Origin of the sequence: Sinorhizobium fredii NGR234 (assembly GCF_000018545.1) — a bacterium.
In the GTDB taxonomy this organism is placed as follows: domain Bacteria; phylum Pseudomonadota; class Alphaproteobacteria; order Rhizobiales; family Rhizobiaceae; genus Sinorhizobium; species Sinorhizobium fredii_A.
This window is the reverse complement of sequence record NC_012587.1, coordinates 2,634,952-2,660,626: the sequence shown is the minus strand read 5'-3', so window position 1 is coordinate 2,660,626 and position 25,675 is coordinate 2,634,952. Positions and strand designations below refer to the sequence as shown.

Here is a 25,675-nt window from a genome sequence, read left to right as displayed (position 1 = left end):
CGCCGATCGACAAGGAGACGCATATGACCGCATACGACGTCGTAACCGATCGCCCGTCACCGAGGCGGAGCTGGGTTTGGCCGGCCCTTTCGGCTCGACACATCCGCCTGAAGGGCATCCTGCCATTTGTCGTTCCGATCCTGTTGGTTCTGATCTGGCAGATGTTCTCGTCGGCCGGCTGGATTTCGACCCGGATCATGCCGGCGCCGACGGATGTGGCGGGCGCCCTCGTGGACCAATTGCTGTCCGGCGCCCTCGTGCACAACGTGGCGGTTTCCGGGGCGCGCGCCCTGGCCGGCCTTGTCGTCGGCGGAACGATCGGTCTCGCGCTCGGCATCGCGAACGGCATCTCCAAGCTTTCCGAGCAACTGACGGACACGTCGCTGCAGATGCTCCGGACCATTCCGCACCTGGCGATGATCCCGCTGGTGATCCTCTGGTTCGGGATCGGCGAGGAATCGAAGCTGTTCCTCACGTCGTTGGGCGTGCTCTTTCCGATCTATCTCAACACCTTTCACGGCGTGCGGAACGTCGACCGCGAACTCATCGAGATGGGCCGGATCTACGGGATGAACGGCTGGACGCTGTTCAGGAAAGTCATCTTGCCCGGCGCCCTGCCGTCGATATTCGTTGGGCTGCGCTATGCGCTCGGCATCATGTGGCTGACGCTCATCGTCTCGGAATCGATCGCAGCATCTTCCGGGATCGGCCATATGGCGAACCAGGCGCGCGAATTCATGATGACGGACGTGGTCGTCCTGTCGCTGCTCATCTACGCGGCGCTCGGCAAGCTCGCCGATGTGATCGCGCGGAGCATGGAGCGCCATGCCTTGTCCTGGAACCCGGTCTATCAGAGGTAGGAGGCCACAATGAGCGGATATGTCAGCAGGTACGCCCCACGGCCAGGCACTATCGAGCCCTTGGGAGAACACGGCCGAACGGTCTCAGCTGCAGCCACCGAGGCGGTGTCGATCGAGCTCAGGCGGATTGAGCAGTCCTTCGGCCAGAACCGTGTGCTTCGCGGCATCGACCTCGACGTTCCCGCCGGCCAGTTCCTGGCGATTGTCGGCAAGAGCGGCTGCGGCAAGAGCACGCTGTTGCGCCTGCTTGTCGGGCTGGACCGTCCGACCTCCGGCTCTCTCCGCTTCGCCGACCGATCGGGAGATACCGTCGAGGCGAATGCGCGCACCGTCTTCCAGGAGCCTCGGCTGCTTCCCTGGGCGAGGGTGGTCGACAATGTGGTGGTCGGCCTCGGCCAGGACGTCGACGAGAACACGGCGCGCGTGAAAGCGCTGATGGCGCTGGACGACGTACAATTGTCCGACAAGGCGGATCAATGGCCGGCGCGTCTCTCCGGCGGCCAGCGACAACGGGTGGCGCTCGCTCGCGCACTCGTCAGCCGACCCGGTCTGCTGGTCTTCGACGAACCGCTTGGAGCGCTTGACGCACTGACCCGCATCACCATGCAGCAGCTCGTCAGCCGCGTCTGGCGGGAGCTCGGCTTCACGGCGGTCCTGGTGACGCATGACGTCAGCGAGGCCGTTCATCTGGCCGACCGGGTGATCGTGCTGGACGGCGGCAAGGTGGCGCTCGATCTTGCAATTCCGGCGCACCATCCGCGCCAGCACGGCGATCCGGATCTCGCTGTCTTCGAGCGCCGCCTGCTGGACGCGATTCTCGGCGGGAATTGCTGCGAACTGACGGTCGGTCCGATCACATCGATCGGATCGTGATCGTCCGCGTCGTGGCGGAACTCATTCCCAGGATCTGCTGAACAATCCTCTCTGCCTGGGCAGCGATTTCCGGCACGCCTGTGAGTTCGCCGAACGCGCCGCGCGCCAGCGGACCGGCGACGAACAGATGCTCCACCGGATGGCCATCGCGCGCCAGCGCCCGGCTGTCGGGATCGCAGGCGATGCCGAGACCGTGCGGGTCCTTCGTCAGAAAGCCGAGGCCCTCCAGCTCGGCAAAACAGCCCTGGCTGTCGATGACGTTCCCATGGTCGGGTCCGGTCACCACGATGACCCATTGTCCGGCGTGACGCTCAACCGTCCCGTACGGCTTCGTCGCAATGTCGATGGCGATTTCCGCGCGTCCGGACCGAACCGCAGCGACCCGTCCCGCACAGCTTCGAAGGCGGCCGGCTGCTCTTTCGCGCTCGACCAGCTCGGCAATCTGCGGCGGCATGCGAAACCGGTGAGCCTCGAAGCGCCGGCGAAGATGCCGGAGGACACGCTGCTGTTCAAGGAACGGCAATGCCCGCCAGATGGCTTGCCCCTGGTGACGCAATGCGTCGAAAACGCTCTGCCAGGGCAGGCCGGCTTCCGTCACCTCCTCCAGGGCGAAGCGCACCTGTTTCAGAAGCGAAAGGGCGGTGTTCGGAACGCCGATAAGGAAGTCGCCATGGGGAGCGAAATCGCCGGCGGCCTGGGGCTGGGGCAGCTGTCCTGTTCGCGATAACAGGGTGATCTCGGCGCGATGACCACCATTGCGCAATGCCGCCACAACATCGAGAGCCGTCAGGCCGGCACCGACGACGACGACCTTGTCGTTCGCTCGTATTGCTTGGAGAGCATCAGGCTGCGAAGGGTTCAGTAAGAAGCGAGGATCACCGTTCAGGTGTGAGGCAAGCTCTGCCGGAGGCGTCGGCGGCGGATGGCCGGTCGCGACGACGACCGCATCCGCCTGCACCATCGCGCCGACATCCCCTTCGATCTGCCAGCGGCCGTGCCGGCGGTGGATGCGCTCGGCACGCTCGCGCAGATGCCTGACTGTCCCGTTGTCGATAAACGGCTGGACCTGCCCGGCCATGAAGGCGGCGAAATCGCCTCTACGCGCATAGATCGCGCCTTTCGCGACGGCGCCGGGATCCTGCCCGAGACGGCCCGAGTCGGACAGCCATCGGAGAAAGGCTTGCGGGTCACCTGGAACGGCGCGCATCCGGTGCGCCGCGACGTTGAGGCGAAGCGACGGATCGTCGGTATCATAGGCGAGGCCGCCGCCGAGATGGGCGCGGGGCTCGAAGACGACGATTTCGTGGGGCCAGTATTGCCCATGCAGGGCAAGCAGGCGGGCAAGCGTGGCTCCGGTGAAGCCGCCGCCGATAATGGCCACCCTGCTGATGGTCGGGGCCGGCGTGACTTGCCTTGGCAATGGCAGCGTTATTCGCAGCATTCCGTTCTCCCTTCGGTCGGGCGGCGGCTTCGAAGTGCCTATGACGCCTGCTAGTCATATTTTCTATAAAATATATATACTAAGAAATAGAATGTCTACGGCGGCCGCGCCGTCGCTGTTACCAATCGAGAAGATCGTGGATTGCCGAACAGAGGAGCGACGGATGTCGGTTCAACCTTCACTACAGGCTTTCGATGTCGAGGGGGTCGCCGGCCGGCCCATGGACCGGCCGGCCGATGCCGACAGTTTGAAGGCGGCGCTGCGCTGCTTGGGTGGCGGCGTGAGCGTCATAACCGCGGGAGAGGGAGAGGCGCGGACCGGGGCCACCGTCACATCGGCCACGGCTCTTTCCGTCGAGCCGCCACGCATGCTTGTGTCCCTCAATCGGACGTCCTCGACGTGGCCCGTCGTCGAGCGGTTCGGCCATTTCTGTGTCAACATCGTCGGCGGACAGCATGAAGTGCTTGCCAGCCAATTCGCCGGCCGCGGCGGGCTGAAGGGGGCGGATCGCTACCTTGGGGCCGAATGGACCCGCCTTGCCAGCGGGGCGCCGGTGCTTCAGGATGCGGCGGCGGCCATCGACTGCGAGGTCGAGGAAGCGATCGAAAGGCATAGCCATGCCATCGTAATTGGCCGTGTGGTGGGCGTTCGCATCGGCCGGGGCGGATCGCTGCTCTACCGTGAAGGCCGCTACTTCGCGCATTCCGGCTAGACCGGGGAAGAGCAGAACGGCCGCACTTGGCGCCGCTGTTTGTCCCGACGGCCGGGTCGTCGAGACGACACGCCCGACGATCGTACTGCACAGTTTATATCGAAATTGTTGACGAATGGGCAGAATGCGGCGACACTGTGCGCCGTCTCATGAGGAGTCCAACGGGAGGAATGCCGAATGCCGCTCGGTATTGTGAACTTTTCCTTCGATCTTTTCGCGCCTTGGCGCGAGTTTCGGACACGCTCCGAGAGCGCACCCAAAAAAGCAGCCCATGACGTAGAGACCGATACGGTCGACCAAAGCGATGAGGAACAGGCACGCCAACAGGCGCTGTTCTGGGGATTGTTCCCGGTGCTTTAACGCGGGACGGCAAGCAGTGTCTGCGGCCTCTGCCAGGGTCTGCGCAAGGGAGTGGAGCCTCGCTGCGGGACCTCCAAAGCTATCTTCAAAATCGAACTGCAGCTCTGGCTGTGCCACATGAGGATGCATGAGATGGGATCGATTACACATCTGCATGAGCGTCTTCGACCGGTACCGCTTCGGATAGCTTCCGACGAGGAAGTGTTGACGGCCGCCGGTGAGATCGTGGCGCTCGGTGCCGATGTCCCCGCCGTTCTCCTGACGGATGCGCTGGTGCGGTCCGGCCTCTTGGCCATCTCGATCCCTTCCGATTTCGATGGGGCCGACGTATCGAACGGATTGATCGCCCAGGCCGTGTCACAGATCGCCGAGGTGCAGCCGGCTGCGGCCGGTGCGCTCGTCGACCATTTTCGCGCCCTTGAGTTGGTCCGCAATGCGGGCAGCGAGGAACAGCGGCGCAGCATCTATTCGCATGTGGCCACGGGGGAGAGGCTGTCGGCAGCCGACCCGGGCGATCACGGCGAAATGCAACGCTACCTCCCCGACGGCATCGGCTTCAAACTGACCGATGCGGTAGAGGCTGCGTGCCTCGGCGAACCGGATTGGTTCGCCATTCTGGCGCTAAACGAGGCGGAGGCGACGAGCCTGTTGCTCGTCCAGCGCGGCAGCGCGGAGGCCGAAGTGGTGCATGCCGGCGAGCCTGCAACCTATCGTCTCGCAGAGGCGCATGTGGCGGCCGACTCGGTGCTTGCCCTCAATCGCGATGCGCTTCTCCTCTCCCGATCGCTCGGGACGATCCTGCAGGCCGCGGTTGCCCTGGGCGAGAAGCGCCGGCAACTGGCCGGCAATTTGAACTTGTGGCGCAACGGCCGGCCTTCGGGTGAGCGGCCCTGGGACGAGCGGATCGGCCGGTTCCAGGTCGAGATCGAGACATTGGCGGCGCTGATCGACCGGGCTTCGACCGCCCTCGACCTCGCACAGGTCAACGCCACGCCGGCCGGCATCGCCGACGTGGGCAGACTGGCCACCACGATCGAGATCGCCTTTCCGTTGGAACGGACGCGCGGCACCGGGCACCTGCTCGCAGAACTCGGGCGCACCCTGTTCGAAGCCTGAGGCAGCCTATTCGCCGGCGATGAGCGCGTCCTCGACCGTCTTCGCCCGGTCCTTGGCGACGAATTGCGCAAGCGTCATGTTGTCGAGGATGGTGGCGATTGCGTCGCGGACCTCCGTCATCGACAGGCGAACCTGACAGCCGACCGGGTCGTTGCAATCGTCGCAGGCCTCGAAAGCCGTCCGGCTCGCACAGCGGATCGGAGCGAGCGGCCCGTCGAGCGCCCGGATCACCTGGCCGATCATGATCTCGGAGGCCGGCTTCGACAGCGAGTAACCGCCGTTCGGGCCTTTCTTCGAGCGCAGAATACCGGTGTTGCGCAGTTCCAGGAGGATCGTGTCGAGGAACTTCTTCGGAATGTTGTTGCGCGTCGCGATCTCTGTCACGAACGCGGTTTCACCAGGACCAAGGCTCGCCAGATCAACAAGCGCCTTCAATCCGTACTTGCCTTTTTTCGTAAGCATTTTGGGACTCGAATGGTGTCGGTCATGCGCGTGCCGGTTGGCGCGCACAGAGGATTCAGACGTCTATCATTTCTTACTAAGTAAATAGTTTTTGGCGAATTAATCTGCAAGTTAGTTTCAATGAATCTGCTACTCCATGACGATGAATTTTGGCTCACGCACGTAAGAAACAGTGATTTGATCCGCCTTCGAACAGTCGAAATCGCAGCGGCGGCCAGAAGACGCTCTGATTTCCTTTCTCGCCCGGGTCAGGGCTCGGTGCCGAAGAAGGCAAGGCGGGTGAAAAGAACGTAGTTCGACTCCGAGACCATCAGCGCCACGAAGACGAGAACCAGCAGCGGCGGCAGCAGGATCGCATAGATCAAAGCGAGGCGCTCCCAGGCCATGTGCATGAACACCGCGACGATCAGCCCGGCCTTCAGCATCATGAAGATCAGGATCAGCGACCAGCGAAGGTATCCCTGCAGTCCGAAGTAATCGACCAGGTAGGAAAAGGCGCTGAGCACGAAGAGCAGGCCCCAGACCAGGAGGTAGAGCTTGATCGGGTGCTGTTGCTGTTCCGCATGTGCTGCAGGATGTGCGGCATGTGCCTCGGCATGGGCCATGATGCCCTCCTCACCAGAGATAGAAGAATGCGAAGATGAAAACCCAGACCAGATCGACGAAGTGCCAATAAAGGCCGGTGATCTCGACGATCTCGTAGCGACCCTTGCGACTCGTGAAGAAGCCGCGCCGCTCCGTGTCGTAGTCGCCGCGCCAGACCTTGCGCGCGACGATCAGCAGGAAGATCACGCCGATCGTGACATGGGTGCCGTGGAAACCGGTGATCATGAAGAAGGAGGAGCCGAATTGCGCCGCGCCCCAGGGATTGCCCCAGGGCCGCACGCCTTCGGAGATCAGTTTCGACCACTCGAAGGCCTGCATCCCGACGAAGGTGGCGCCAAACAGCGCGGTCACCAGCATGAGAATTGCGGTCTTCCTGCGGTCGCGGCGATAGCCGCAGTTGACCGCCATCGCCATGGTGCCGCTCGAGGAGATCAGCACGAAAGTCATGATCGCGATGAGGATCAGCGGCACGTGTGCTCCGGCGATCTCAAGCGCAAAGACCTCGCTCGGGTTCGGCCAGGGAACGGTGGTGGACATCCGCGCCGACATGTAGGCGAGCAGGAAGCAGCCAAAGACGAAGGTGTCGCTCAGGAGAAAGATCCACATCATGGCCTTGCCCCAGGAGACGTTCTTGAACGTCCGCTGGTCCGAGGCCCAGTCCGACGCCAGCCCAGCCAAACCGGCGGGCCGGGGAAGCGTTTCTGCAGCGGGGGTCTTGATCGGGGCAGACATTGTCAGCGTTCCTATGTCAGCAGTTGGCGGCAGAAATCGACGACGTCGCTGGCCCAGCCGGAAAACAGGGCGAACAGCACCAGCCAGACGAACAGCATGAAATGCCAGTAGATGGCGCAGAGCTCGACCGTCAGGCGCGTTCTGCGGTCGAGTGGCCCTTCCCAGGCGCGGAAGGTGAGCCGGCCGAGCGCGACAAGCCCGCCGACGATGTGCAGGCCGTGCATGCCGGTCAGCAGATAGAAGAAGCTGTTGGCGGGATTGCCGGCCAGGAGATAGCCGGCCGCCGTCAATTCTCGCCAGGCGAAAAGCTGCCCGACGAGAAAGGCGAGGCCCGTCGCAAGGGCCGCGAGCAGCGCGGTCCGGGTCGTCTCGTCATGCCGCCGCTCCGTCTCCACCTTCGCCCAGTGCAGAGCGATGCTGCCCATCGCAAGAATGCCCGTATTGACCCAGAGGAGACCGGGCAGTGGCAAGGTGCCCCAGTCGGACGAGGCCATGCGCATGAAATAGGCGCTGATGGCGAGCGAGAAGAGTGCGCCGACGACGGCGAGAAAGACGCCGAGACCGATTTTCGCTGCCGGCGGCGGTGTGCCGGTCCTGCGGTCGTGGGCGTGGCCGATTTCGAGCCAGGGGCGCGAAGCGAGCCGCTGCTGGGCGAGCCACCAGACGATGATGGCGGCGACCGCCGCGAGGAAAATCGCAGCCACACTCATGAGATCGCCTCATGGCTGACACGGCCCGGCGACGGCTGGTTCTGCGGGATGAAGTCCTCGGGCGCTCCCGGAACGCTGTAATCATAGGCCCAGCGATAGACGACCGGCAGTTCCTTGCCCCAGTTGCCGTGCGGCGGCGGCGTCTCGGGCGTCTGCCACTCGAGCGTCGTCGCCCGCCACGGATTGCCGCCGGCGTCCCGCCCGTGGCGCACGCTCCAGGCGAGATTGAAGAGGAAGACGATCTGGGCGGCGCCGACGATCAGTGCCATGACGCTGATGAAGGCGTTGAGGCTATGGACTGACTCCTGCACGAACGCCATCTCGCCGAGTTCGTAGTAGCGGCGCGGCACGCCGACGAGGCCGACATAGTGCATTGGGAAGAAGATCAAATAAGCGCCGATGAAGGTGACCCAGAAATGCACCTGGCCGAGCGCTTCGTTGAGCATGCGTCCGGTGATCTTCGGGTACCAATGGTAGATCGCGCCGAAGATCACCATGATCGGCGCCACGCCCATGACCATGTGGAAATGCGCGACGACGAACATGGTGTCGGAGAGCGGCACGTCGACGACGACGTTGCCGAGGAACAGCCCCGTCAGGCCGCCGTTGACGAAGGTGACGATGAAGCCGAGCGCGAAGAGCATCGGCAGGGTCAGGTGGATATCGCCGCGCCAGAGCGTCAGCACCCAGTTGTAGACCTTGATCGCCGTGGGTACCGCGATGATCAGCGTCGTGGTGGCGAAGAAGAACCCGAAATAGGGGTTCATTCCGCTGACATACATGTGGTGAGCCCAGACGATGAAGGAGAGGCCGCCGATGATGACGATGGCCCAGACCATCATGCGATAGCCGAAGATGTTCTTTCGCGCATGGGTGCTGATCAGATCGGAAACGATGCCGAAGGCGGGCAGGGCGACGATGTAGACCTCCGGGTGGCCGAAGAACCAGAAGAGATGCTGGAACAGGATCGGACTGCCGCCGCCATGCTGCAGCTGCTCGCCCATTTCGACGATCGCCGGCATGAAGAAGCTGGTGCCGAGCAGCCGGTCGAAGAGCATCATGACGCAGGCGACGAACAGCGCCGGGAAGGCGAGCAGCGCCATGACGGTTGCCGTGAAAATGCCCCAGACGGTTAGCGGCAGGCGCATCAGCGTCATACCGCGGGCGCGGCCCTGGAGCACGGTGACGACGTAGTTGAGGCCGCCCATGGTGAAGCCGATGATGAAAATGATCAGCGACGAGAGCATCAGGATAATGCCCCAGTCCTTGCCGCCGGGCGTACCCGAGAGAACCGCTTGCGGTGGATATAGGGTCCAGCCGGCGCCGGTCGGTCCGCCGGGAGCGAAGAAGCTCGCCACCAGGACCAGCACGGCGAGCAGATAGATCCAGTAGCTCAGCATGTTGGCGTAGGGGAACACCATGTCGCGGGCGCCGACCATCAGCGGGATGAGATAGTTGCCGAAGCCGCCGAGGAAGAGCGCCGTGAGAAGGTAGATCACCATGATCATGCCGTGCATGGTGATGAACTGGTAATAGGCATGGGCATCGATAAAGTCGAACGTGCCGGGAAAGCCGAGCTGCAGGCGCATCAGCCAGGACAGCACCAGCGCCACCATGCCGATGGCGATCGCCGTCGTCGCATATTGGATGGCGATGATTTTCGCATCCTGGCTGAAGACGTATTTCGTCCACCAGCTATGCGGATGATAAAGTTCAACATCCTCGACTTCGGGAGGCGGAAGCGCCTCGCCAATACCGGACCGGACGTCGACCATCATATGTCCTCCCAGGTTGCTACTCTACGGCGCCTCCTACTGCGCCGCTGCCGCGGCAATCGAGGTTGCCGCCGGGCTAGTTTCGGACGATGCGGATAGCTGCGAAAAACTCTGCTGCTCGGCGAGCCAGGCCTGATAGTCTTCCTCGGTATCGACCACGACGGTGCCGCGCATCTGCGGGTGGCCGACGCCGCACAACTCCGCACAGAGGATTTCGAAGGTTCCGGTGCGCGTCGGAGTGAGCCAGAAATAGGTCACCATCCCCGGAACCATGTCCATTTTGGCGCGGAATTCCGGCACGTAGAAGTCGTGCAGGACATCGACGGAGCGGAGCAGCACCTTGACCGGCTTGCCGATGGGAAGGTGAAGCTCGCCGCCCTCGATGATCAGATCGTCGAGGCTGGCGGCGTCGTTTCGGTTCAGGCCAAGCGTGTTTTCGGGGGTGATGTCGCGCGTTTCGCTCGTGCCAAGCCGCCCGTCGGCGCCGGGAAGCCGGAAGCTCCACAGCCATTGCTGGCCGACCACTTCCACCTCCGTGGCACTCGGCGGCACGGTGATAAACTGGTTCCAGACGAACAGGCCGGGCGCCAGCATCGCCGCCACCCCAACAGTCGTGCTCGTCGCCAGCCAGCCTTCGAGTTTCTTGTTCTCGGGCTCATAGGCGGCGGTGTTGCCGGGACGATGGCGGAAGCGCAGAACGCAATAGGCCATGAACAGGACCACGGCGGTAAAGGCAATTCCGGTGATCCAGAAGGTTATGATGATGGTATTGTCTATGTAATTCCAGTTGGAGGCGATTGGGGTCCACCACCAAGGACTCAACAAGTGGAACAACACTGATCCGGCGGCCAACACAACCAGAATGACTACCACCGCCATTTTCTGTCCCTCCCCGCCGCGATTGGCCGTGAGACGAATACGCAATTCGCGGCGTTCCGATCAGAATTATTGCACGAACGGATAATACTGGCAAATCCCCGGAAAGGCGCAGATTTCTGCCTTTCCGCTGGTTGCTCCTATTTGGGGTGTTGCTTGAGATAGGCAATCACATTGACGATCTCATCGTCCTTCTTGAGGCCGGGGAAGACCATCTTGGTGCCTTTGATCTTGGCTTTGGGATTGCGCAGATACTCGTGCAGCGTCGGCTCGTCCCAGACGAGCCCGCCCTTGCCGGCATCGATCATGGCTTGCGAATATTTGAAATCCGCATGAGTGCCGGCGGTCCGGCCAATGATACCCTGCAGCGACGGACCGACCTTGTTCTGGTCCTTGTCCACGACGTGGCAGGTGGCGCATTTCTTGAAGACCGTGGCTCCCGCGTCGGCATCGCCCTCCTGGGCATGGCCGGCCACCGGACAGAGAAAGAGTGCCGAAAAAGACAGGGCAACAACAGCAATTCGCATGATACTTCCCCAATTTCGCCCGGCGCGGGGGCAAAGCAGAGTGTCGTCAAATCATGGCTTTGGCGGTGCTTGCTCTCTTCAGGAATGCGCGCCGGCGCGGTTGATAGGTGTGACAGAAGAAAAGCTAGTCCTCGCAGAGGAGAAGTCAATTGCTCCTTCCGGGTACTGCATGATTCCGTAAATCGGAATCGATCTAAGGACAAATCATGCAGCATTTCAATGTGCTACAGCGACCCTAGTGCATCCGACCGGACGCGCGGGCTGTAGCCGGCGGGAGGAGGACCTGCTGTCAGACGCGGTTACCCTCGCCATCGAAGAAATGCAGGCTGTGTGCCGGGAAGTGAACGGGGATGGTGCCGGAGGCCGTCAGGAACGAGCGATCGTTGGTGAAGGCCTTGAAGCCCGCCCGTCCGAGCGAGAGATGCAGGATGATGCCGAAGCCGGTCGGCTCGACGAGATCGACGGTCGCCAGCAGGGTCTCCGGCCCATGGCCGGCAAGCACGATATGCTCCGGGCGGATGCCGAGCGTCGCCTTGGCGTTGTTCGCAAGCGGGGCGGGCGCGTCAAGGGGGATGCCGATCCCGCCGGCGATCTCGAACCGCGACCTGTCGCCAGCGTGATAGGTGCCCTCGAAAAAGTTCATGCCGGGCGAGCCGATGAAACCGGCGACGAAGAGGTTGGCGGGGCGATCATAGAGGTCGAGGGGGCTGCCCACCTGCTGGACCACGCCGGCATTCATGGCGACGATCCGGTCGGCAAGCGTCATCGCCTCGATCTGGTCGTGCGTGACATAGATGGAGGTGGCGCCGAGATCCTTGTGCAGCTTCTTGATCTCGGCGCGCATCTGCTCGCGCAGGCGGGCGTCGAGGTTGGAGAGCGGCTCGTCGAAAAGGAACGCCTTCGGCTGGCGGACGATGGCGCGGCCCATGGCGACGCGCTGGCGCTGACCGCCGGAAAGCGCCCGCGGCCGGCGCTCCAGGAGGGGATCGAGGCCGAGCTTGGCGGCGGCGCCCGAAACGACGGTGGCGATCCGCTCCTTCGGAGTCTTGCGGAGCCTCAGGCTGTAGCTCATGTTCTTCGCGACCGACATGTGCGGATAGAGCGCATAGGACTGGAACACCATGGCGATGTCGCGGTCCTTGGGCGCCAGCTCGTTCACCCGCTTGCCGGCGATGCGGATCTCGCCGGCGGTGACGCTTTCGAGCCCGGCGATCATCCGGAGCAGGGTCGACTTGCCGCAGCCGGAGGGGCCGACGAGCACGACGAATTCGCCGTCGCGGATCTTCAGGTCGACACCGTGCAGGACCGGGTGGACGCCGTAGGACTTCTGGATATTGGCGATGTCGATGGAAGCCATGGGTTCAGCCTTTGACCGCGCCGGCCGTGAGGCCCTGGACGAGATAGCGTTGAATGAGCAGGAAGAAGAGGCAGGCCGGGATCAGCGCCAGCACGCCGGCGGCCATCATCTGGCCGAAGTCGACCGAGAACTTCGAGACGAAGGACAGAAGCCCGACCGGGAACGTCGCCTGCTCGTTGCCGGAGATCAGCATCAGCGAGAAGAGCAGTTCGCTCCAGGCGGCGGTGAAGACGAAGCCGAGTGTCGCGGCGATGCCTGGCAGCGTCAGCGGCAGGATGATCTGGCGGAAGGCGACGAATTGCGTGGCGCCGTCGATCATCGCCGCCTCTTCCAGATCCTTCGGAATGCCGTCGAAGAAGGACTGCATCAGGAAGGTGGCGAAGGGCACGTTGAAGGCGGTGTAGACGATCACGAGGCCGGTCAGGCTGTTGGTCAGCCCGAGCGGCGAGAGGATCTTGAAGATCGGCGCGACAAGCATGACGAGCGGGAACATCTGCGTCAGCAGCATCAGCGTCACCAGCCAGTATTTGCCGCGGAAGCGGAAGCGCGATAGCGCATAGCCGGAGAGCGAGGCGAGGATGGTTACTACGACCGCCGTCGATCCCGAGACGATCAGGCTGTTGCGAAAGAACACCGGGAAGGCGCTGTGCCGCAGCACGAAGTCGAAATGCTCGAGACTGGCCCGCGACGGCCAGAGGCGGATGCCTTCGGAATAGAGCAGGTCGTTGGGCGTCACCGCGACCTTCAGCAGCCAGAACAGCGGAAAGAGCGCGAAGGCGATATAGGCGAGGATCGCCAGCCGGTGCGCGACGGTGAGGAGAGCGGATTTGGCGCGCATCGTTCTAGTCCTTGCTCAAGAGCCACTGCCGCAGGATGACGATCAGCAGCGAATAGGCCAGCAGCAGCGCCAGGAGCACCAGCGCGATTGCCGAGGCATAGCCGAAATCGAGCCGCTTGAAGGCCTGGGTGAAGATGTAGCTTGCAACGATCTGGGTGCGATCGGCCGGCCCGCCATTGGTCATAACGATGATGAGATCGGCGAAATTGGAGATCCAGACGGTGCGCAGCAGGATGGTGATGGCGATCGTCGGCGCGAGGAAGGGCAACGTGATCGACAGAAAGCGCTGGAAGGCACCGGCGCCGTCGATGCTCGCCGCCTCGTAGAGATCGCGCGGGATCGCCTGCAGCGCGGCCAGCAGGGTGATCGCGAAGAACGGAATGCCCCACCAGATGTTGGCGACGATCGGCCCCCACATGGCAAGCTGCGGATCGGAGAGGATGTTGGCCGGCTGGCTCATGATCCCAAGCCCGTAGAGCCAGTGCGGCAGGGGACCTACGACCGGATTGAAGAGCCAGGCCCAATTGAGGCCGGCAAGGAAACTCGGCACCGCCCAGGGCAGGAAAACGAGCGCCTGGGCAAGGGCGCGGCCGCGAAACGGCTTGTCGAGCAAAAGCGCCAGGATCAGGCCGAAGGCGAACTGAAGAAGAACCGACGCGCCTGTCCACCAGAGCGTGTTGCGCAGTGAGCGGAAGAAGGCCTGATCCTGTGACAGCGCCCGGAAATGATCGAGCCCGACGAAGGCGCCGGAGAAGGGATTGAGCAACTGGATGTCGCGGAAGGCATAGGAGACGCCGAGCACGAGCGGCACGAGCATGACCGCGACGATCAGGATCAGCGCCGGTGCGCTGTAAAGATAAGGTGCCGAGGCGTTCGCGATGCGCTTCATCAGCGGCGGACGAATTGCAGGCAAGCCGTCATGGCGTGCGGCATAGGCCATCGGTCGAAGTTTCCCCTTTTTTGACCGCCGTTATCGATCGGCGTGCCTTCTTATCGTCTTGGCTGGACCGGCGGTGGCGCGAACCACCGCCGGTGCCGGTGCTACTTCTTGTTCGCCAGGTATTTCTGCTGTGCCTTGGTCAAGTAATCGGCCCACTGATTGGCGAGCTCTTCCGGCGTGATGTCGCCGAGGAGCGCTTCCTGGGTCGTCTTGATCGCCAGCGAATCCTTGAAGAAGGCGAACTCCTCGAGGTAGGTCGGCATTACGGTCAGCACGACGTCCTTGTCGGCAAGTTCATCGAACCAGCCTTTGAATTGCGGGCTCGCATAGAAGGGGTCTTTTTCGGCCGACTTGTGGACCGGCAGCGCGCCTGTGCGCTTGTTCCACTCGATGTTGCCTTCCGGACCTTCAAGCGTTTCGATGAGCTTCCAGGAGAGATCCTTGTTCTGGCTTGCTGACAGCATCGACCAGCCGGCAAAGCCGATCGTCGTGAAGGCCTTGCCGCTCGGTCCCTTCGGCATTGTGGTGACGCCGAAATCATCCGGCTTCATGCGCTGGGCGATGGCGATCAGCGCGTCCGGATCCTGGTCGAGGAAGGCGCATGTGCCGCTATAGAAGCCGGCGACGATCTCGTTGAAGCCCCAGTTGACGCTATCCTTCGGCGCGAGGCCCTTCTTGTAGAGATCGATGACCCAGGTGAGACCCTTGATCCAGCCCTCGCTGTTCATCGTCGAGGTGCCGTCTTCCTTGAAGAACGTATTGTCGCCGGCCATGGTGGCGCCGAACATCACCCAGCCGTTGAGGCCGCCCGGCCCGCCGCGCAGGCAGTAGCCGGATTTGCCCGGCAGCTTCGAGACCGCTTCGGACGCTTTGACGAAATCGTCCATGGTCTTCGGCGGCTCGGCGACGCCGGCCTCCGAGAGCAGTTTCTTGTTGTAGAACATCGCCCGGAGATAGAAGCCGTAGGGCAACATATAGGCGGTGTCGTTGACATCGCGGCCGAGCTCCAGCGCGCGCTCGGTGAGGCCCGGCGTGTGCTCCCACTTGGCAAGATAGGGCTCGAGGCTCTCGAGCATGCCGTTATTGGCGTAGAGCGACAGCCAGGTGTCCGGCATTTCCATGACATCCGGGATTTCACCGGCCGAGACCATGGTGGCGAATTTCTGGAAGGCTTCGCCCCAGGGCAGCGAGATGATCTCGACGGTGGTGCCGGAATTCGCCGCCTCGAACTTGGCGACGATCGACTTCAGGGTTTCGGTACGCTCGGGGCTGGTGATGACCTCGACGAGCTTCAGCTTGGTGTCGGCAAGAGCGCTGCCGGCCATCAGCGTGGCGAGCAGGGCGGCTGTGATCAGTTTCCTCATTTTTGTTCCCTTTGTTCTTGATGTTGATCCATTCCTTGGAGAGCGGGATGCGCGGGCAGTACCCGCTTGCACTTTCCTCATTCCGCCCTTGTCAGCCTGAGGAAGCGGCGTCGATCGCCGCTTCGAGATCGCTCCAGAGGGCCTCCGTCCCCTCCAGGCCGACATGGAGACGTACCGACCGCGGAGAAATGCCGAAGGCGGCCGCGGAATTGGGTTGGGCTTTCTGCGCCAGAACGACTTCGCCCGGTACGATGAGGCTTTCGTGGCCGCCCCAGGAAACACCGAGCTTGAAGAATTGCAGGTGATCGGCGAAGCGGCGGACGTCGACGCCGTCGCGAACGATGAAGGAGAAGAGCCCGGAGGTGCCCAGGAGACCCGGCGGCAGGTGGTTGCCGAGGCCGGGGTGGCAGACCGTTTCGACCAGAGGATGGTCCTGGAGGCGGCGCGCAAGGGCTAGTGCCGAACGCTCATGCGCCTTCATGCGGATCGGCAGGGTGCGCAGTCCGCGGATCAGCAGCCAGGCGTCGAAGGGCGACAGCTTGCCGCCGAGATAGGGATAGGCTTCGGAGCGGATGCGGCCGATCAGTTCCGTGGAGCCGGCGACGACACCGGCGACGACGTCGCTATGGCCGCCGAGATATTTCGAGGCCGAGTGGATGACGAGGTCGACGCCGAGCGAAATCGGCTGCTGGAACACCGGGCTCGCCCAGCTGTTGTCGATGACGGTGACGATGCCTTGCGCCTTGGCGAGCGCCGCAAGCGCCGCCACGTCATGGGTATCCATGACCCAGCTCGTCGGGCTCTCCATGTAGAACAGCTTGGCGCCGGGCAGCGCCTTCGCGACCTCCTCCTCGTCGCGTCCGTCGACATAGGTGACCTCGATGCGCATGCGTTTGAGATGCGTGCCGAACAGCCGGAAGGCATCGGGATAGAGATGCTTCACCGCGACGATGCGATCGCCCGGCTCGACGAAGGACAGTACGGTGGAGGAGATCGCCGACATGCCGCTGGCAAAGCCGATGGCGTCCCCGGCGCCTTCCAGTTTCGCCAGCATCTCCTCGAACAGCCTGACCGTCGGATTGAGACCCCGGGTGTAGATCGGCCGGACGCGCTCGCCCCGGTAGGAGGCGATCATCTCGTCATAGTCCTTGAAGGTGAAGAGCGAGGTCTGGACGATCGGCGGAACGACGGCATCGAAGGCGTGGCCCTCGTCATGGACGGCGATCAGCGAGGCTCTATCGAACGGATCGAGGCCGTCATTCATTTGGACATTTCCTTGATGTCTTCCTCGACGATCGCGAGGATTTTCAGTGTCTCTTCCCGGGCGGAATCCGGATTTTGCGACGCGATCGCGTCGAAAAGCGTTCGGTGAAAGGGAAACGACCGCCGGGCGAAATCCGGCCGGTCGAAAGGCTTTTCCCAGAAACGCTCGAAGGCCTCGCGCATCTGCTCGAGCAACTGCCGGAAGAGCGGATTGTGGGTCGCGTCGTAGATCGCCAGGTGGAAGGCGAGGTCCTCCGGTCCGGAGGTCCCCTTGGACAGATGAACGCGCTCCATTTCGTTGAGCTTCGTTTCGATATTGACGACGTCGGCGGCCGTGCGGCGGCGGGCGGCGACCATGCCGGCTTCGACCTCGATGCCGCGCCGGACCTCGAGCGTCTGCAGCAGGGCGTCGCGGAGATGCCGGGTGTCGAGCGTCAGCGGCATGTGGATCGTCGCGCCGGAAATGGCGCGCAGCAGATAGGTGCCGCTGCCCTTGCGCGCCTCGACGACGCCGAGCGCCTGGAAATGGCTGATGACCTCGCGGATGGTGGACCGCCCGACGGCGAGCGCCGCCATCAATTCGCGTTCTGCCGGTAGCCGGTCACCGGGCTTCAGACCGGATCCCTGGATGTAGTCGGCGAGAGCGGAGATCACCTGCTGCACCCGGTCAACCGGGGGCAGGGGCAGAAGCAGCGCTTTCTCCGGTTGGGACATCCGCGAGACTCAAAATTGGTCTGACATCTGAGCAATATGCAGGGGGTGGGCCGCATGGTCAAGGGGCAAGATTTGCGTTATGCCTTCTGCTGTCGAAGGCTCGGCCGATTGCGATTGGCCGTGGCGGCTCAGCGGCTTTCTGGAAGTCCCTATGATGGCAAGCGCGAAGAAATCCTATGCCGGCGACGGGAGCTATCCGGAGAGCTACTACGCGGCCTCCCGCAACGTCATTCGCACGCCGGTCAAGCTTAAGGGGCGCGTCGAAACCGACATCTGCGTCGTCGGCGCCGGCTATACCGGGCTTGCGACGGCCATTCATCTCGCTGAGAAGGGTTACAAGGTTGCCGTGATCGAGGGCGCCCAGGTGGGGTGGGGTGCCTCGGGGCGGAACGGCGGCCAGGTCGTCAACGGCCTCAACGCCAGTCTCTCGACGATCCAGCGGCGTTTCGGAGAGGATGCGGCCCGCTTCATCGGCGGCCTTGTCCAGGAGGGCGGGCGGATCCTCCGCCGGATCGTCAGCCACTATCGGATCGACTGTGACCTGAAATCCGGCAACATCTATGCCGCCTATACCGGTGCGCATATGAAGGATCTGGAGGCCAAGCAGGCGCTCTGGCGCAAATACGGCATGGACGACCACCTGATGCTCGACCGGGATGCGTTGCGCAAGCTCGTCAATTCCGAAGCCTATTGCGGCGGCATGCTCGACATCACCGGCGGCCATATGCATCCGCTAAATCTGGTGCTCGGCGAGGCGCGCGCCTTCGAAAGCCTCGGCGGTATCATCCACGAGATGTCGCCGGTGACCCGCGTCGACCACAGAGCGGCGCGGCCGACCGTCTACACCCGGGAGGGCGAAGTCTCCGCCCGCATCGTCGTGCTCTGCGGCAATGCCTATCTCGGCGACGCGGTGCCTGAGCTCGTCTCACGCGTCATGCCGGTCTCGACGCAGATGATCACCACGGCCCCGCTCGGCGAGGAACTCGCCGATATGCTGATCCCGAGCGACATGTGCGTCGAGGACGTGCGCTACATCCTCGACTATTTCCGGCTTTCGGCCGACAAGCGGATGGTCTTCGGCGGCGGCACCGTCTATGGCGGCACCGATCCGGCCGATGTGGTGGCGAAGCTGCGGCCCAATCTCGAAAAGGTTTTCCCGCGCCTCAAGGGCGTGAAGATCGACTATGCCTGGAGCGGCAATTTCGCGCTGTCGTTCACGCGCGTGCCGCAGATGGGCCGCATCGGTGCCAACACCTATTTCGCTCACGGCTATAGCGGCCACGGGGTGACCGGCTCGCATCTCTTCGGCCGAACGCTCGCCGAGGCGATCGACGGCGATCAGTCGCGCTTCGACATGTTCGAGAAGCTGCCCTGGTATCCGTTCCCCGGCGGGCGGATCTTCCGTGCACAGTATTCGACGATCGGCTCCTGGTGGTATTCCTTCAAGGACGCGGTCGGCTGGTAGTTCCGCGATCGCTGCCGGTTGCGGTGGGTGCCGGGTTCTCCTTCAAATCGATACCGCTCGCTCCGATGATGCGTTAGTATTCCGGCCGCGGGCAGGACGCCTGCTGACAGGTGCGCCGGCAGGGCGCACAGGGTTTCTCATTCGCGCGGACATCAACGAGAACACCAAACATCGAGCTTCGAACGGGTTGCAACCCGGCTGCCGCCAGCGCTCGAATTCATGTCGCCGATCGTTCGATGCGACTGCCTAGGCGCGCAGCGCAAGTGTCAAGAAAATCGCAGTGGGGAGGTCGAACATGTTCATCCGCTTCGGTTACGAGATTGGCATCGATTGCCCGCATTCCACGCCGATGATGACGTTTCTTTCGATCGCGAAGGAACGGCGGGAGACGATCGTCACGGAGCGGGGACCGGTTGCTTCGCCGCTGGTGCCTATGGAGGAGATCACCGATCCCCATCACAACATTTGCCTGCGCATGGTCCTGCCCGATGGTGAAACCAGGCTCTGCTATGACGCGGTCATCAGCGACGAGGGGCGGCTCGACGCCTCGGATCCCCTGGCCGAGGCGGTGCCGGTGGAGAAGCTGCCGCCCTCCTTGCTGCCCTATCTGTGCGCCAGCCGCTATTGCGAGACCGATCGGCTGAGCGCCCTTGCCTGGCGGCTGTTCGGCAATGTTCCGGCAGGCTGGCAACGGGTGCAGGCCATTTCAGACTATGTGCATGACCGGCTGGTCTTCAGCTACGGTTACGCCCAGGCGATGCGCACGGCGCTCGAAGCGCACGAAGACCGGCTGGGGGTCAGTCGCGACTACGCCCATCTTGCCGTCGCTCTCTGCCGCTGCATGAACATGCCGGCCCGCTATGTCCACGGCTACATGGCCGATATCGGGGTTCCCGACAGCCCGGCGCCGATGGATTTCAACGCCTGGTTCGAAGTGTATCTCGGCGACCGGTGGTACACGTTCGACGCCAAGAACAATGCCCGGCGGGCCGGGCGCATCCCCGTGGCCCGCGGCCGGGATGCAGCAGACATCCCGTTGATCCAGACCTTCGGCAAGCATCAACTGACCCACTTCACCGTCTGGACGTCGGTCGAGGTCGACAGCCGTCTCAGCCGCTCGCATCGCACCGCCGACGTGTCGCTGCTGAACCCGTGGTTCAGCGAGACCTGGTCGCGCCACCTGCAGGAACGCGACCGCGAACGGCACTGATCGCCAAGACGGGAAACGGATTTTTCACACCCCGGGCGATCCGTAGAAAATAATATCTACAAACTTAATCGAGAATATAGGAGAACGGGAATACAGGTGAACACCAACAGCGGAGAGAAGAATGAACGCGACAAAGGCGATGATCCACTCCCGCTACGCACTCCATGTGGCGCAGCCGACGAGCCGCCTGCCGGTCAACCTCATTCCCCACTTGATCGCGATCGTAGCGGCTTTCAGCTTCATCTCGGCCCTCGTCATCGGCGCCATCTGAGCTCCATCGACGCACTTTCCGGAACTTCTTGTCGTCGGCAGTGCGTGAGCCGGCCGTCGTCTTCCCGCTCATCGTTCGGGGCAAGCCCGCGACATCGTAGACCTTGCGAGGTGCATCGTTTGCGTCGTAGCGTGCCTCGCTACGCAAATCGATGCCGCGAACGACTCCGGGATCCTGTCCGGTAAACGTCGTCGCCAAGGCATTGGAAGTCGCTCCGCGCTCATCGCCCGCTGACCGCGCCGGGTGACGATCCGATGGCCGGTCTGCCGGGAAAAGAGACTTTGACGGGAGGAGAGAACGCATGCTCGACAAGCGCAAGTTCTATATCAACGGCGAATGGGTCGAACCGGCAGCACAGAACGACCTCTACGTGCTCAATCCTGCGACCGAAAAGCCGATCGCCGTCATCTCCCTCGGCACGGCGGTCGATGTCGACCGGGCCGTCGCGGCCGCGAAGAGGGCCTTCGAGACCTATGGCCGGACCAGCCTGGAGGAACGGCTGGCGTTGCTCGAAAAGCTGCTCGCGATCTACAAGCGCCGCTACGACGAGATGGCCGACACGATTACCGCCGAGCTCGGCGCGCCGAAAACCATGAGCCGCGAGCAGCAGGCCGATGTCGGCGTCGGCCATCTGCAGGGCTATATCGATGCTCTGAAGCGCCTGAAATTGCGCGAAAAACTTCCGAACGGCGACACGCTGATGCGCGAGCCGATCGGAGTGTGCGGCTTGATCACGCCATGGAACTGGCCGGCCAACCAGATTGCGCTGAAGGTGGTGCCGGCGCTGGCGACCGGCTGTACCTGCGTGTTGAAGCCGAGCGAGTTCACGCCGCTCAATGCCATGCTCTATGCGGAAATGATCGACGAGGCGGGTTTCCCGCGCGGCGTCTTCAACCTCGTCAATGGCGACGGCCTTCATGCCGGTGCTGCTCTTTCGAAGCACAAGGACATCGACATGATGTCCTTCACCGGGTCGACGCGGGCCGGCATCGCCGTCAGCAAGGACGCCGCCGATACGGTGAAGCGCGTCACGCTGGAGCTCGGCGGCAAGTCGCCGAACATCGTCTTCGCGGACGCCGATCTCGAGGAGCGGGTGAAGGCCAGCGTCCTCGAATGCTTCAACAATTCCGGCCAGTCCTGCGATGCGCCGACACGGATGCTGGTCGAGCGCAGCGCCTATGAGGACGTGGTGGCGATCGCAAGGCGGGCCGGAAGGGAGGCGACGGTCGGCGACCCGACCAGGGAAGGCGCGCATATCGGTCCGCTGGTCAGCCATATCCAGTACGAACGGGTGCAGGCGCTGATCGAGGCGGGCGTCGGCGAAGGCGCGCGCCTCCTCGTCGGCGGCCCCGGCAAGCCGGAAGGCTTCGAGACCGGATACTTCGTCAAGCCGACGATCTTCGCCGATGTCGACAACGCGATGCGCATTGCGCGCGAGGAGGTGTTCGGGCCGGTGCTTGCAATCATGCCCTTCGACACGGAGGAGGAGGCGATCGCGATCGCCAACGACACGAGCTATGGCCTTGCCGCCTATGTACAGACGGGCAATCCCGAGCGAGCCGAACGGGTCGCGGCCCGGCTGCGTGCCGGCATGGTGCACATCAATGGCGGGCCGCATCGCTATGGAAGCCCGTTTGGCGGCTACAAGCAGTCGGGCAATGGCCGTGAGGGCGGCACCTTCGGTCTCGAGGACTTCCTCGAGGTGAAGACGGTGCATCTGCCGGACGCAGCCTGAGCGGCGGTCTGGAAGGGGCGGCTGCAACTTTTCGTGCGGCCGCCTGTGAGAAATCGCCCTTTCGGCGAAATCAGGCTGTCGCGCGGCTCGCGGTTCTGATAGCTGGCGGGGGCGCCTTCGAGACGCCTCCCAGTCTTCGGAAATCATCGTGAATCACGCCGCCAGTTCCGCTTCCTCCCAAAATTCCCTGGCCATGACCGCGCTGCTCGTCGGCGGCGTCGCCATCGCCGGATCGCCGATTTTCGTCAGGCTCTCGGAAGTGGGGCCGATGGCCACCGCCTTCTGGCGTGTCGCACTGGCGCTGATCCCGCTCTTTGCCTGGTCGTGGCTCGGCAAGGATGCGAGCGCCGACCGGCGCCCGGAGCGAGTGTCCGATTATGCTCTGCTCGTCCTGCCGGGCGTCTTCCTCGCCATCGACCTCGGGGCTTGGCATCTTTCGCTCACCATGACGTCGGTGGCGAACGCGACCTTGCTCGCCAATCTGGCCCCGGTTTTCGTGACGCTCGCCAGTTGGGCGCTGTTCCGCTCGCCGGTGAGCCGCATCTTCATGGCCGGCCTCGTTATGGCTATCGTCGGCGTCGTTGTGCTGAAAGGCGGCCCCGGCGCGCTTGGCGACGGCGACCTCGCCGGCGACGGCATCGCAGTTGTCGCCGCGATGTTCTATGCCGGCTATATCCTCGCGATCGGGCAATTGCGCAGCCGCTTCAGCACCAACCGCATCATGATCTGGAGCACCGCTTCGGCTGCCGTTTGCGTCCTGCCGATGGCGATCTTCGCCGAGGCCACGCTGCTGCCGAGCACCGGCTTCGGCTGGGCGATGCTCTTTGGTCTTGCCTTCGTCAGCCACGCCGGTGGCCAGGTGGCGATCACCTATGCGCTCGCCTATCTGCCGCCGGCCTTTTCCTCGCTGACGCTGCTCGTGCAGCCCGTCGTAGCCGCGGTGCTCGCCTGGATTTTGCTGAGTGAGCCAGTGGGTATCATGCAGGCGACCGGCGGCGCGATCGTGCTCATCGGCATCCTGATCGCCCGCCGAGGTTGAACCTGAAGCGCGTGGCGCTTTGGGTCTTGTTTCTATGCATGTCGTCGTCCCAAAACCGCTGCACACTTTTGGGCGACATGCGTTAAATGCCCGGCAGTTCAAATCCAGAGAGCCGCTCCTCCAGTTTCTGGATCGTCGGTACATCGGCATTGGCGAAGGCGAAGCGCAGATAGCTTTCCTGTCCCTCACCGAAGTAGTCGCCCGGCAGACAGACGATGCCGGCGATCTTTGCCAACTTCTCGGCGACGAATTGCGAGTCGATGTCGCGGAAGGGGTGGCGGACATAGGCGAAATAGGCGCCAATGGCCTGCAGCTTCCATTGCGGCAGGCGGCCCATGACCTCCTTCAGCGCGTCGGCGCGGTTGGTGATCTCGGCGCGGTTGGCGAGCCGCCAGTCGGCGAGCGCCGGGATCGCCTTGGCGACGGCCGCCTGCGCCGAGCGTGGCGCGCAGATCTGCAGGTTGTCCATGATCTTGGTCACCTGCTGGATAACCGCTGGTCCGGCGGTGATCGCGCCGAGGCGGTGGCCGGGGATGCAGAACGACTTCGAAAAGCTGTAGAGGCCGATGAAACCGTCCTGCCATCCCTTGGTCTGGAGCAGGCGATGCGGTGCGACCGCGGCATCGGGCAGAAAGTCGCGATAGGTCTCGTCGAGGATGAGCCAGGTACCGTTCGCCCGGCAGATTTCATAGATGCGCTGGAGCAGGTCCGCCGGATAGACGGCGCCGGTCGGATTGTTCGGCGAGACGAGGGCAAGCGCGTGGACGCCAGGCCGAAGCGCCGAGGCGATGGTATCGACCTCGGGCAGGAAGCCGGCGCCGGCATCGCATGGGGCGAGTTCGACATTGATGCCAAGCATCGCCAGCGTTGTCTCCTGGTTGAAATAATAGGGGTTCGTCATCAGGACGGTATCGCCTGCGCCGGCAATCGCCATGGCGGCGCAGATGAAGGCCTGGTTGCAGCCGGAGGTGATGTGAATGTTCTCGGCGGCAATCTGGGCGCCGTAGAGCGTTGCCACCTGGTCGGCATAGGCGCCGCACAGTTCGGGCTCGCCCTCGATCGCGCCGTAGCCGGTATAAGCAGGCGACGCTGCCGCCTCGCCGAGCCATCGGAGCATGTCCGGATGGGCCGGGTAGCCGGGTACCGCTTGCGATAGATCGATCAGCGGACCCTTTGCCCCATCATAGGCCTTCGCCCAGGCGAGCACCGAGGGGACCGGCGGCGGCGAGAGTTTTGCGACGAGGGGATTGAAGTGGGGCATCGAGCATTCCTGTTGTTGAGAAAGGCGCTGGGAAGCGCCTGCATTATGACTTGATCTTGCGTTTTTGCGGGCCTTCGAGGCGCCGGTTCTTCGGGGAAGAAACGGGCTGGAAGCCATTCGCCGTCGATTTCTGATCGGGACCTTCCGGTCTCGGCATGCGGGAGCGGATGATCGTGCGGGCGGAGGTCTGGAGCTCAGGCATCGGATCGCTCTCGAGTGCCGCAAACAGCCAGTCGATGAAGACGCGGACGATCGGTGCGGCGCGCACCTCGTTGCGGCAGGCGACGAAGAAGGCGTCGTTGGCCGGCACTGTCAGGTCGAAAGGCGCGATCAACTCGCCGCGGGCGATCAGGCTGCCGGCGGTGATCGTATCGCCGAGCGCCACGCCCTGGTTGTGAAGGGCGCCCTCCGTCGAGAGCCGTGCGTCGCTCATGAAGTGCTGGCGGCCGCGCTGAAGGTCCGCTGCGTCGGCGGCGGCGAGCCAGGTGTTCCATTCGCGGCCGTCGTCGCCATGCAGCATCACATGATCGCGCAAATCCCGGATCGAACGCAGCGGCCGCATGTTGAGGAGCGTCGGGCTGGCGACGGGGAACAGCTCCAGCCGGCTCCACAGCCTCGCCCAGCAGTCTCCCCAATTGCCATCGCCATAGAGGAGACAGACATCGACGTCGGGGGAGTGGAGATGCACCTCGTCGTTGGAGGCGACCAGGGTCAGCTGCACATCGGGAAATTGCTCGGTGAACTGATGCAGGCGCGGGATCATCCAGAAGGAGAGCAGCGCCGGCACGCAGGTGATCCGGAGCTCGCCGCTCGTCGCCGGCCGCGTCATCGCGGCGGTCGCAGCGGCGATCTCGGCGAAGGCATGGGTGACGGCCGGCAACAGCAACGCCCCTTGCGGAGTCAGCCTCAGCCGCTTGCCGCCGCGCTCGAAAAGCGGCGCGTTGAAGGAAAGTTCGAGGGCGCGGATCTGGTGGCTGATCGCCCCATGGGTGACGTTGAGCTCGCGGGCTGCGGCGGAAACAGAGCCGCGCCGGGCAGTCGCCTCAAAGGCGCGCAACGGATTCAACGGGGGCAGGCGGCTCGACACGCGGGGCTCCGGAAGGACTTCACTAGTGTGAGTTTTTCTCACACGAAACGCTATAACAATGTCAATTGATTTTCCAGAAGT

Annotated in this window: 26 protein-coding genes; 10 read left to right on the top strand and 16 right to left on the bottom strand. The window is 63.4% G+C overall.

Translation table 11 applies throughout. The features are described from left to right. Positions 1 to 23 precede the first annotated feature (23 nt). Together NGR_RS23955 and NGR_RS23950 are read left to right on the top strand one after the other, a co-directional pair. Positions 24 to 860, top strand: a complete 837-nt coding sequence (locus NGR_RS23955) for an ABC transporter permease subunit (RefSeq protein WP_012709077.1) — start codon at positions 24 to 26, stop codon at positions 858 to 860. Between the two features lie 9 nt (positions 861 to 869). After that, positions 870 to 1,733: an ATP-binding cassette domain-containing protein gene (locus NGR_RS23950; protein WP_012709076.1), complete on the top strand. Its 864-nt coding sequence runs from the start codon at positions 870 to 872 to the stop codon at positions 1,731 to 1,733. Here the strand turns inward: NGR_RS23950 and NGR_RS23945 are convergent. Then, a complete protein-coding gene (locus NGR_RS23945; RefSeq protein ID WP_012709075.1) occupies positions 1,714 to 3,174 on the bottom strand; it encodes an FAD/NAD(P)-binding protein in 1,461 nt (486 codons plus the stop codon). The genes NGR_RS23950 and NGR_RS23945 overlap by 20 nt on opposite strands. Before the next feature lie 220 nt (positions 3,175 to 3,394). On the opposite strand from NGR_RS23945, the gene NGR_RS23940 reads away from it, so the two are divergent. The 3 genes from NGR_RS23940 to NGR_RS23930 all read left to right on the top strand — a co-directional run bounded on the left by NGR_RS23940 (position 3,395) and on the right by NGR_RS23930 (position 5,362). After that, entirely contained in the window at positions 3,395 to 3,886 is a 492-nt protein-coding gene (locus NGR_RS23940; protein WP_240545213.1) for a flavin reductase family protein, read from the top strand. A gap of 177 nt (positions 3,887 to 4,063) precedes the next feature. Then, complete coding sequence (locus tag NGR_RS23935) at positions 4,064 to 4,246, top strand: hypothetical protein (protein WP_012709073.1); 183 nt, start codon at positions 4,064 to 4,066, stop codon at positions 4,244 to 4,246. Between the two features lie 132 nt (positions 4,247 to 4,378). Next, positions 4,379 to 5,362, top strand: coding sequence for an acyl-CoA dehydrogenase family protein (locus NGR_RS23930; protein ID WP_012709072.1), 984 nt, complete (start codon positions 4,379 to 4,381; stop codon positions 5,360 to 5,362). 6 nt (positions 5,363 to 5,368) lie between these two features. Here the strand turns inward: NGR_RS23930 and NGR_RS23925 are convergent, their stop codons facing one another. From NGR_RS23925 to NGR_RS23865, 13 genes are all read right to left on the bottom strand, one after another. After that, positions 5,369 to 5,824, bottom strand: a complete 456-nt coding sequence (locus NGR_RS23925) for an RrF2 family transcriptional regulator (RefSeq protein WP_012709071.1) — start codon at positions 5,822 to 5,824, stop codon at positions 5,369 to 5,371. 248 nt (positions 5,825 to 6,072) lie between these two features. After that, positions 6,073 to 6,429: a cytochrome C oxidase subunit IV family protein gene (locus NGR_RS23920; RefSeq protein ID WP_012709070.1), complete on the bottom strand. Its 357-nt coding sequence runs from the start codon at positions 6,427 to 6,429 to the stop codon at positions 6,073 to 6,075. 10 nt (positions 6,430 to 6,439) lie between these two features. Next, a complete protein-coding gene (locus NGR_RS23915; protein ID WP_012709069.1) occupies positions 6,440 to 7,162 on the bottom strand; it encodes a heme-copper oxidase subunit III family protein in 723 nt (240 codons plus the stop codon). An 11-nt stretch (positions 7,163 to 7,173) separates the two neighbouring features. Then, complete coding sequence (locus tag NGR_RS23910; protein ID WP_012709068.1) at positions 7,174 to 7,872, bottom strand: cytochrome c oxidase subunit 3; 699 nt, start codon at positions 7,870 to 7,872, stop codon at positions 7,174 to 7,176. Further along, positions 7,869 to 9,650, bottom strand: coding sequence for a cytochrome c oxidase subunit I (gene ctaD, locus NGR_RS23905; RefSeq protein WP_012709067.1), 1,782 nt, complete (start codon positions 9,648 to 9,650; stop codon positions 7,869 to 7,871). Before ctaD ends, NGR_RS23910 begins: the two co-directional genes overlap by 4 nt. Before the next feature lie 33 nt (positions 9,651 to 9,683). Next, a complete protein-coding gene (locus NGR_RS23900) occupies positions 9,684 to 10,526 on the bottom strand; it encodes a cytochrome c oxidase subunit II (protein ID WP_012709066.1) in 843 nt (280 codons plus the stop codon). A 137-nt stretch (positions 10,527 to 10,663) separates the two neighbouring features. Further along, entirely contained in the window at positions 10,664 to 11,050 is a 387-nt protein-coding gene (locus tag NGR_RS23895; protein WP_012709065.1) for a c-type cytochrome, read from the bottom strand. A 289-nt stretch (positions 11,051 to 11,339) separates the two neighbouring features. Beyond that, positions 11,340 to 12,407, bottom strand: a complete 1,068-nt coding sequence (locus tag NGR_RS23890) for an ABC transporter ATP-binding protein (protein ID WP_012709064.1) — start codon at positions 12,405 to 12,407, stop codon at positions 11,340 to 11,342. A 4-nt stretch (positions 12,408 to 12,411) separates the two neighbouring features. Next, complete coding sequence (locus NGR_RS23885) at positions 12,412 to 13,245, bottom strand: carbohydrate ABC transporter permease (RefSeq protein WP_012709063.1); 834 nt, start codon at positions 13,243 to 13,245, stop codon at positions 12,412 to 12,414. A 4-nt stretch (positions 13,246 to 13,249) separates the two neighbouring features. Continuing rightward, a complete protein-coding gene (locus NGR_RS23880; protein WP_012709062.1) occupies positions 13,250 to 14,185 on the bottom strand; it encodes a carbohydrate ABC transporter permease in 936 nt (311 codons plus the stop codon). A gap of 101 nt (positions 14,186 to 14,286) precedes the next feature. Then, positions 14,287 to 15,549, bottom strand: a complete 1,263-nt coding sequence (locus NGR_RS23875; protein ID WP_012709061.1) for an ABC transporter substrate-binding protein — start codon at positions 15,547 to 15,549, stop codon at positions 14,287 to 14,289. A 91-nt stretch (positions 15,550 to 15,640) separates the two neighbouring features. After that, positions 15,641 to 16,813 carry a PLP-dependent transferase gene (locus NGR_RS23870; protein WP_012709060.1) on the bottom strand — a complete coding sequence of 391 codons (1,173 nt, stop codon included), beginning with the start codon at positions 16,811 to 16,813 and terminating at the stop codon, positions 15,641 to 15,643. After that, complete coding sequence (locus NGR_RS23865; RefSeq protein WP_012709059.1) at positions 16,810 to 17,526, bottom strand: FadR/GntR family transcriptional regulator; 717 nt, start codon at positions 17,524 to 17,526, stop codon at positions 16,810 to 16,812. The genes NGR_RS23870 and NGR_RS23865 overlap by 4 nt, the downstream gene beginning before the upstream one ends. 151 nt (positions 17,527 to 17,677) lie before the next feature. On the opposite strand from NGR_RS23865, the gene NGR_RS23860 reads away from it, so the two are divergent. The 5 genes from NGR_RS23860 to NGR_RS23845 all read left to right on the top strand — a co-directional run bounded on the left by NGR_RS23860 (position 17,678) and on the right by NGR_RS23845 (position 23,246). Next, the gene (locus NGR_RS23860; protein ID WP_164924450.1) at positions 17,678 to 18,991 is read left to right on the top strand and encodes an NAD(P)/FAD-dependent oxidoreductase; all 1,314 of its coding nucleotides are present in this window, start codon (positions 17,678 to 17,680) and stop codon (positions 18,989 to 18,991) included. 295 nt (positions 18,992 to 19,286) lie between these two features. Further along, positions 19,287 to 20,201 (top strand): transglutaminase-like domain-containing protein, encoded by a 915-nt coding sequence (locus tag NGR_RS23855; RefSeq protein WP_012709057.1) that lies wholly within the window; start codon positions 19,287 to 19,289, stop codon positions 20,199 to 20,201. A 121-nt stretch (positions 20,202 to 20,322) separates the two neighbouring features. Beyond that, positions 20,323 to 20,472, top strand: a complete 150-nt coding sequence (locus tag NGR_RS32430; protein WP_012709056.1) for a hypothetical protein — start codon at positions 20,323 to 20,325, stop codon at positions 20,470 to 20,472. A 301-nt stretch (positions 20,473 to 20,773) separates the two neighbouring features. Beyond that, the gene (locus NGR_RS23850) at positions 20,774 to 22,207 is read left to right on the top strand and encodes an aldehyde dehydrogenase family protein (RefSeq protein ID WP_012709055.1); all 1,434 of its coding nucleotides are present in this window, start codon (positions 20,774 to 20,776) and stop codon (positions 22,205 to 22,207) included. A 148-nt stretch (positions 22,208 to 22,355) separates the two neighbouring features. Next, positions 22,356 to 23,246 carry a DMT family transporter gene (locus tag NGR_RS23845; protein ID WP_165447159.1) on the top strand — a complete coding sequence of 297 codons (891 nt, stop codon included), beginning with the start codon at positions 22,356 to 22,358 and terminating at the stop codon, positions 23,244 to 23,246. 82 nt (positions 23,247 to 23,328) lie between these two features. Here NGR_RS23845 and NGR_RS23840 read toward each other — a convergent pair whose 3' ends face one another. Continuing rightward, on the bottom strand, positions 23,329 to 24,507 hold the full coding sequence (locus tag NGR_RS23840; protein WP_012709053.1) for an aminotransferase: 1,179 nt from the start codon (positions 24,505 to 24,507) through the stop codon (positions 23,329 to 23,331). Positions 24,508 to 24,550: 43 nt separating this feature from the next. Then, positions 24,551 to 25,594, bottom strand: coding sequence for a LysR substrate-binding domain-containing protein (locus tag NGR_RS23835; RefSeq protein ID WP_164924449.1), 1,044 nt, complete (start codon positions 25,592 to 25,594; stop codon positions 24,551 to 24,553). Positions 25,595 to 25,675 lie beyond the last annotated feature (81 nt).